We start from the raw sequence: 8,286 nt of genomic DNA on the forward strand, positions 1-8,286 counted from the left end.
AATTCTCGGTGATCTCCTCAAAAAATTACTCAAAAAAAACATAAAACAACTTAGTGTAAACACACAAAGCAAAAATAAGCGTTCAATAGCCCTTTATACAAAGAATGGTTTTGAGCCTACGGAGGAAGAGTATCCCTTATTTACTTTTCAGATTTACAAGAATGGGCAAGGAAAGGAGGCGTAATGGGACATCGTAAGGATGCAGTAATCGTCAACACAATTGTACGGCAGGCATTATCTTCTGCTGAAGAGGTGATGGGAACAAACGGCTTGAATGCCATTTTACGCGTGAGCAATTTAGACCGTTTTGTGAATAATCTACCTCCCGATAATCTTGAGCCAGGCATCGAGGCCTCTGAATATGCTCGTTTTAATCAGGCTATTGAAGAGTTTTATGGGCGTGGTGGACGCGGTATGCTGCAAAGGATTGGGAAAGCATCCTTTCAATATGCTGTCAACGAGCAGGCTGCACTTCTTGGCGTTGCGGGAACAGCCCTAAAGCTTTTGCCGCAGAAGCAACGCATTAAATTTATTTTGAATAGCATGGCTAGCGCCTTAAAAAAATCTAACCCGCAGGTAGATGCATGGGTAGAGGAAGATGGTGAGACGATTGCCTATGCTGAATCATCCTGTGCAATTTGTCATAGCCGAAAAAGCGACAAGCCCATCTGCTATCTTTATCTTGGCTCTCTTGGAGAGGCCATTAAATGGGCGACTGGCAAAGAGTATGCCATAACAGAAACCGACTGCCTCGCAAAAGGTGATTCTTGTTGTCGATTTGAAGTTGGAGAGGCCATAAATAGTGATTGATTTTCCCAATTATTTTTCCCAATCTATTTCAGGATTATGAAGGGAATAATGCCCCTGAATTCGGCAAGATAAATTTGCCTGGCAACCGGCAAGAAAAGCTGAGAAAATTTGATATAGTATTTGGAGGAAAGAGATGAGTGAAAAAAACCGAAGCAAAATTAAATGGCGTTTTAAGAGCAAGGACGGACTGGAACTTTTTGCGCATTCTTTTCCATCTAAAAATCCGCCAAAAGCCATAATTTGTCTGACTCATGGGCATGGTGAACATTTAGAACGGTACAAAAATCTTGCCGCAGCGCTGAACGACGCGGATTATTCCATGATCGGTTTTGACCAGCGGGGGCACGGGCAATCGGATGGACCCCGCGGACATACACCTTCTTATGAAACGTTGCTTGATGATATTGAGGCTTTTCTTGCCGAAGTAGATGAAAACTACCCCGATCTGCCCCGTATTCTTTATGGACATAGTATGGGCGGAAATCTCGCTCTGAATTATGCGCTCCGACGGAAGCCCAAACTTTTGGGCGTGATTGCTACCGGTCCCTGGATAAAACTAGCCTTCGAGCCACCTGCGGTGAAGGTATTCATGGGGAAAACAATGGATAAAATTTACCCGGCCTTCATCCAGGCTTCGGGATTGGAAACCGCCGCACTTTCACGTGACCTGGAAGTGGTGCGTGCCTACGAAGAGGATTCATTGGTCCACGATAAAATTTCAGCCCGCCTCTTTGTTGGAATGTATGAATCTGGATTGTGGGCATTGGAAAATGCCGATGAATTTTCCCTCCCTCTCCTGCTAATGCACGGCAGCGCGGATCGATTGACATCTGCCGATGCCAGTCGTGAGTTTGCCGAGAAGGTTGGGGATAAGGTGAAATTGAAAATCTGGGATGGTTTTTATCATGAAATCCATAACGAACCGGAACAGGCAGATGTTTTCAAAACGATCATTAATTGGCTGGAAAAGTTATAACGAAAATACAAAAAGCTAAAAAGCTCCCGGATTATAATGCCGGGAGCTTTTTCCTGGCGGTTACCAGGTCAGGGCGGGGATAAATTCATTTAATGGAATCAAGTACATCTCAGGGATGAATTCGGTTTCTGATAATTTTATTTTCTAAGCTTTCTCTAATTGGACAAAAGAACTTTAACATGGCAAAATATTCACTTATGAATCAAATTTAAACTAGGAGAAAGTATGAGTAAACGCCAGGAAGTTCGCGAGAGACATCGCAAGCAAAAACAGCAACGCCGAATGATGACCATAGGCGCCATTATTATTGGTGCAGGGTTAATTACAGCGGCATTAATAATGGGCCAGCCACCTACCAGTAATGATTACAGGTCACGTGAGATGGCACAGGGTAATACAATGGGCGATCCTGAAGCACCGATTAAAATTGTTGAATATGCAGATTATAAATGTGGGCACTGTGCCGATTTTGCTCTTGAGACAGAACCCCTTCTAGAAGAAGAGTATGTAAATACTGGTATAGTCCACTTTACTTATCGATCAGTTGGTGAAATGTTGAGTGGTGCACAACCCCGACTTGCTGCTGAAGCCTCTTATTGTGCTGGAGATCAAAACAAGTTTTTTGAACTGCATGATTTGATCTATGCCAACCAACCCCTGACATTTAACAAGGTACAATTGGAAAAATGGGCAAAAACAGCGGGGGTAAAAGATATGGATCAATATAAAGCTTGCATGGATAATGGGACTTATTATGATCGTGCCATTCAGGACGAAATTGATGCCAAAGCTGAAGGCATCAGCGGAACACCTGCTTTCATTATCACATATATCCTTGATGGAGAAGAAGTAAAGCAACTCCTACCTGGCAACTATCCTTTTGCATCCTTTGAACAAATTATCACTGATGGACTTCAAGCAATGGGTTTGAACTAAGAAATGCTGGCTGGTAAATTCAAAAAGCGGATATGGCAGCCATATCCGCTTTTTCATTAAAAGGAAGGTAAAGGTTAGGAAAAAAGGCTTAAAATCCACACGATCAGTGGGGCTACCGCCAGCGCAGGAAGAAAGCTGCCTATCCGAATTTTCTTGATCTCCAATAAACTCGAGATCGCCAGGCCAATCAGAATCACTCCCCCGGCAGCGGTCATCTCCGTCAACATCGCATCGGTGACCACAGCATTGAGCAGACCAGCGAATAAAGTAATCCCACCCTGATAAATAAATACGGGGAAAACAGAAAATACCACCCCTATACCAAATGTAGACGCAAATGCCAAAGAAGCAAAGGCATCCAAAACAGATTTAACAGCCAGGAGTTCATAATCACCAACAAGGCCATCCTGAATGGAACCTAAAATGGCCAGTGGTCCAATGCAGAAAATGAGAGAGGCCGTTACAAAACCGCGAATAAAACGATGGCTCTCTTCGGCATTATTTCCACCAAAACGGGTTTCAAACCAACGGCCGAGGTTTTCCAAACCTTCTTCGATTTTCCACCATTCCCCCAAAACCGCACCGACCAAAAGACCACCCAAAACAATCAATGATTCTTCGGTTTTTAGAAACATGGAGAGACCAATGGAGATGGTAAATAATCCCAAACCTGCGGTAATCGTGCTTTTCATGGTCTTTGGCAATCGGGAGCCAAAAAATATTCCCAAGGTACTGCCAACGATGATGGCGATTACATTAATTATTGTTCCGATCATTAAAATTCCTAAATAATGTCTTATCGAAGAGAATCCTGCGCTTTTGAGTTTCGCTCACAAAGAGCAATTTTTATTTCTTCGCCTTTAGAGTCTCTTTGCCGTCATATTGATTTTCAGCCAGCTCAAGGACAAAGCATAACGAAGAAAGGCGATTGAGATAACGCAGTAATTCCTTATTTTTTAATTCATCTTCAGCAAGCAGTGCTGCGATCCTTCTCTCGGCACGACGGGTGACTGCCCTGGCGAGGGAGAGGGCACCGCCTCCAGGCGTTTCGCCAGGAAGAATGAATTCTGATGGCATATCGATGGTCTTGTTAAGGGAGTCGGTCTGCTCTTCAAGCCAGTCCACACGGGAGGCATCGATGCTGCTGAAACGGTCAGCATTTTTGGGTGTGGCAGCAACTTCGGACATCAGTCCGTACAAGTCCCGCTGAATCTGGATCAGAATCGGCTTGAGGGTTGGCGACCGCACAAGGGAGCGGGCCAATCCCAGGGCCGCGGTCGTTTCGTCGAGCGTTCCGATGGCCTCCATGCGTGGATGGTATTTAGGCAGGCGGCCTTCACCGAGGTATCCCGTCGTTCCGTCGTCGCCTTTACGAGTGTAAAAATTTGACATGGGCGCAATTATACACCCGGCCCCGCCTATAGAGGGCAAGGTATAATTCGGAGAAATTCCATCTATATTCCTTAGGATCCAAAATGATCATCCCTTATCATCGTCAAATCTTGCAAAAAGGTTTGGAAAAGAAACTCAGTCCCCGTGCGCTAAAAGCTATCACCAATGCGAATATCAAACAGGATTATCCCCGCGGCCAGTTTGGGCATGATGAATATCATTTCGATAACAACGCCTTTGAAAGGAGCTATGCCTATATCGAAAAAAACCGCGCCCTGATCCTCCCGGCATTGGCAGCAGGAAAAGTAGAGGATGCCTGGGCAGCCTTTGGACGTCTTGCTCATACCGCACAGGATTTTTACGCCCACAGCAATTACATTCCGCTCTGGCTGGCCCAATTTGATGAAGAAGCCGCTCCGCCCGCGCCTGAAGTGGATCACGCTGATCAAGATATTATCCAGGGTCCCGAGCTTCGTTCCGGCAAGCTCTACTACCCTCTGGAGCTGCTCTCATACATTCCCATGCTAAAAGAACTGGTGATGCCCCGACTCCCCAAAGACTCGCACGCCTGGATGAATCTCGACTCCCCGAAGCAAGGACCGATGTTTGCCTATACTTTTGCAGCGGCAGTTAAGAAAACTCAGGATGAGTGGGAGAAAACTTTGGAGGGGTTAACAAAGGAAGTGAAGACTCTTTTTAGCGGATAAACATCATTTCGTCAACGTGACAATAAAAATTGTTATGGTCTTTGAAAAAGATTTCATGTTGGAAGGATATACCCACCCAGATCATTTATATGTTTTTATTAAAAAGACTTCGGAAGTTTCTAAAACTTCCGAAGTCTGATATTCAATAAATCTTTATTTCTCAAAATCATTCAGGTAGAAAATAAAATCTTCTGGCAATTGTCGTGAAAACTGATCATCGAGAATAAATTTCTTATATTCATTCATATTCGAAAATTGATCTTCCAAAAAATTTCGATCAAACATTATCCCATCGCGTTTACCAATCCACTCCAGGTAATTCGAATATGGCCAATCGTTTGGAGAGGCAACCAGACCGTCTTTGACCGGGTTCATGTGAATATAGCGACATAAATGAAGAAGGTACTTAGAATTTTTAATCGCCTTTGCCTGGAATGCCCCTTGAAAAAGAGACCCAACTCGATCAAAGCGTTTGTTGATCGCTTTGGTATAGGAAATTGAAAGCTTCTTCATTCCCGCAGAAACCCCTGTTAAAACTTCCGAAGTCTTTGAGACTTCGGAAGTTTCTTTAACCCTCACCATCAAATGATAATGAGTAGGCATTAAGCAATAGGCGATAATATCTACAATTGGCAATAAATACTTTTTCATTCCACGCAAAAAATAGAGATAATTTTCTTGTTCAAAGAAAATAGCCTGACGATTATTTCCACGATTATAAAGATGGTAATAATTATCTGGGAGAAAACTTATAATTCTGCGTGGCATTTATTCTCCAATCTTAGCCCAATTAAAAAGATTTCCGAAGTTTTTTAAACTTCGGAAATCTTTAAATCCTATTTTTTCTTCTTCCCCTTCGCGGAAGATTTTGCCGCTGGCTTTTTCCTGGCTGGGGCTTTCTTTTCCGGTGATTTTTTCTTTACAGGAGGCTCGGCTTTTTTCTTTGGCTTTGGCTTCTCTTTGACTTTCTCAACAAAGCGCTCCACATCCCATCCCACCGTCAGACCAATGATCGCATCACCGAGTTTGACTTCCTGAACGAGTTTGCCGCGAGCAGTTGAGCGCATGCGCAGAGGGGCCTCATCCAATCTCGTGGATTTAGCTGCCGCCCTGAGCAGATGCAGGGTGATATTCAGCGTATCTTTGCCAACCGCCAACCCCGCCAGTCGCTCGCCATCGGGCAGTTTCCAGAGAATAACGCCTTTGCCATAACGTCCCTGTGTCGGGAAATCCTGTGCGGTGATACGTTTGCCATTTCCCTCAGATGTGACCATGAAAATAGTGCCGTCTTGCGGTAATACCTCCGCCCCAACGACCAGGTCACCGACGCCCAACTTGACACCGTTCACACCAGCCGCAACCAATCCCATCGGTCGAACATCATCTTCACCAAAACGGATCCCCATCCCACTGGCAGTAGCGAGGAGAATATCTTTCTTGCCATCCGTCAAAACGATCCAGCCGAGGACATCCCCAGCGTTGACACGGACCAGATTAAAGGCTTGTGCTGAAGGACCGGGCAATTCACCAATGGCACTTTTCTTGACCATCCCCCCACGCGTCACTGTCAAAACATAGCTTTCTTCAGCCAACTCACTCCGCCTTGCGGGCAATGCAAAAACAGCAGCAAGCTTATCCTTTGGCTTTAGCGGCGATACCTTATACCATACTGTTCCATCAGAGAGTTTCTCTGCTTCTGGTAAGGTGTGAACGGCTACAGCAGCAGCAGCGCCCTTTTCCGAAACCAGATAAAGGGTATCACTCGTCGAAACCTTTACCAGCCAGTGTGGCGCTTCCTTGCCACTTGGCCGCGGAGATTTGTTATCACGTGTGCGCGAGACAATCCCATCACGGGTCACACCCACCCAGACAGTTTTCTCGGGCAATAAATCTGCCGATGTCAGCAGTACCTGTTTCTTCCCTTCACCATCCAGGCTGATGATTTGCGTGCGACGGCGATCACCATAGGCTTCTTTGACCTTGAGCAATTCTTCCATTACCAGGGCCCGCATCTTCTTCGGGGAAATGAGCAAAGCTTCCAACTCTATGATAATCCCCTTTAGCTCCTTATATTCCTGCTCGATCTTCTTGCGTTCCAAAGCAGCCAGTCGACGCAGGCGCATATCTAAAATAGCCTGTGCCTGAATTTCACTCAACTTGAATTTCTTCATCAATCGTGTACGTGCCGTCGGTACATCAGGCGCGCGGCGGATTAACGCAATCACTTCATCCAGATTATTCAGCGCGACCAGATAACCTTCCAAAATATGGGCACGCTCCTTCGCCTTGCGAAGATCAAATTCGGTACGGCGGCGGATCACTTCCAGCCGATGCTCCACATAAACGCGTAAAGCCTGTTTCAGCGAAAGCATGCGCGGTTCGCCTTCCACCAGGGCCAGCATGATAATACTGAATGTGGATTGCATTGGGGTGCTCTTGTAAAGCTTTTGGAGGACAGCCTCAGGCTCCACATTTTTGGTCAATTCAATGACGATACGCATCCCCTGTCGGTCAGATTCGTCTCGCAAATCTGTGACCCCATCGATCTTGCCATCACGCACCAAATTCGCGATACGGCTGATCAAATTGGATTTATTGACCATATAGGGCAGTTCGGTGACGATCAGCCGATTCTTGTTCCGCTCCATCTCTTCAACATGGACTCGTGCCTGGATAGTAACCCGGCCCCGCCCGGACCCGTAAGCTGCTTCCAGCCCCCCTTCATCCTTCTGCTGGATGATGAGTCCGCCTGTGGGAAAATCTGGCCCCTTCACGAATTTCATCAATTGTTCGACAGATATATCGTCGAGTTTGCCCCAGTTTGAGAGCATATATGCCAGCGCGTCTACAATTTCAGACAGGTTATGCGGCGGAATGGATGTGGACATACCTACTGCGATACCCGTGCCACCGTTTACAAGTAAATTTGGGATCGATGCCGGGAGAACATTCGGTTCGATAAGGGTATCGTCAAAATTTGGGGTAAAGTCAACCGTATCCTTGTGGATTTCATTTAGCATATCCAGGGCAGGCAAAGCGAGACGGGCTTCGGTATATCGCATCGCAGCGGGAGGATCGCCATCAACTGAGCCAAAGTTACCCTGCCCATCGACAAGCATATACCGCATACTGAAATCCTGTGCCTGACGGGCCATTGCCTCATATACAGATGAATCACCGTGGGGATGATATTTCCCCAACACTTCGCCAACAATACGGGCCGATTTTTTATGCGGACTTTCAGCGCGCAAGCCCATGTCATACATGGCATACAAGATGCGCCGCTGGACAGGCTTTAGGCCATCGCGAGCGTCGGGCAAGGCTCGAGAAACGATCACGCTCATGGCGTAATCGAGATAGGATTGCTGCATTTCTACGTTGATATCTATTTCGCGTACTAATCCAAGTTCCATGGGATTCTCCTGATTTTTTATGGCGTGCCTATCTTACCACGAAAATTTGTTC

9 protein-coding genes are annotated in these 8,286 nt (G+C 46.0%); 5 read left to right on the forward strand and 4 right to left on the reverse strand.

Annotated features, from left to right (window positions below):
• The 4 genes from AC3DOM_RS13085 to AC3DOM_RS13100 form a co-directional block, all read left to right on the forward strand.
• A partial coding sequence (locus AC3DOM_RS13085) for an N-acetyltransferase (protein WP_487919495.1) occupies positions 1–184 on the forward strand: 184 nt, incomplete at its 5' end.
• On the forward strand, positions 184–810 hold the full coding sequence (locus AC3DOM_RS13090) for a V4R domain-containing protein (RefSeq protein ID WP_487919496.1): 627 nt from the start codon (positions 184–186) through the stop codon (positions 808–810). The genes AC3DOM_RS13085 and AC3DOM_RS13090, both read left to right, overlap by 1 nt.
• A 133-nt stretch (positions 811–943) precedes the next feature.
• Entirely contained in the window at positions 944–1,786 is an 843-nt protein-coding gene (locus AC3DOM_RS13095) for a lysophospholipase (protein ID WP_487919497.1), read from the forward strand.
• A gap of 225 nt (positions 1,787–2,011) precedes the next feature.
• A complete protein-coding gene (locus AC3DOM_RS13100) occupies positions 2,012–2,722 on the forward strand; it encodes a DsbA family protein (RefSeq protein ID WP_487919498.1) in 711 nt (236 codons plus the stop codon).
• Positions 2,723–2,796: 74 nt separating this feature from the next.
• Here the strand turns inward: AC3DOM_RS13100 and AC3DOM_RS13105 are convergent, their stop codons facing one another.
• Both AC3DOM_RS13105 and AC3DOM_RS13110 read right to left on the reverse strand, forming a co-directional pair.
• Entirely contained in the window at positions 2,797–3,498 is a 702-nt protein-coding gene (locus tag AC3DOM_RS13105; RefSeq protein ID WP_487919499.1) for a DUF554 domain-containing protein, read from the reverse strand.
• Positions 3,499–3,568: 70 nt separating this feature from the next.
• Positions 3,569–4,114 carry a cob(I)yrinic acid a,c-diamide adenosyltransferase gene (locus AC3DOM_RS13110; protein WP_487919500.1) on the reverse strand — a complete coding sequence of 182 codons (546 nt, stop codon included), beginning with the start codon at positions 4,112–4,114 and terminating at the stop codon, positions 3,569–3,571.
• An 83-nt stretch (positions 4,115–4,197) separates the two neighbouring features.
• Between AC3DOM_RS13110 and AC3DOM_RS13115 the strand changes: the two genes are divergently transcribed.
• Complete coding sequence (locus AC3DOM_RS13115; RefSeq protein WP_487919501.1) at positions 4,198–4,821, forward strand: hypothetical protein; 624 nt, start codon at positions 4,198–4,200, stop codon at positions 4,819–4,821.
• 153 nt (positions 4,822–4,974) lie between these two features.
• Here the strand turns inward: AC3DOM_RS13115 and AC3DOM_RS13120 are convergent, their stop codons facing one another.
• Complete coding sequence (locus AC3DOM_RS13120) at positions 4,975–5,589, reverse strand: transposase (protein WP_487919502.1); 615 nt, start codon at positions 5,587–5,589, stop codon at positions 4,975–4,977.
• A gap of 68 nt (positions 5,590–5,657) precedes the next feature.
• A complete protein-coding gene (gyrA, locus tag AC3DOM_RS13125) occupies positions 5,658–8,234 on the reverse strand; it encodes a DNA gyrase subunit A (RefSeq protein WP_487919503.1) in 2,577 nt (858 codons plus the stop codon).
• Between the last annotated feature and the right edge of the window lie 52 nt (positions 8,235–8,286).

The sequence above is a fragment of the Candidatus Desulfolinea nitratireducens genome (genome assembly GCF_982879505.1).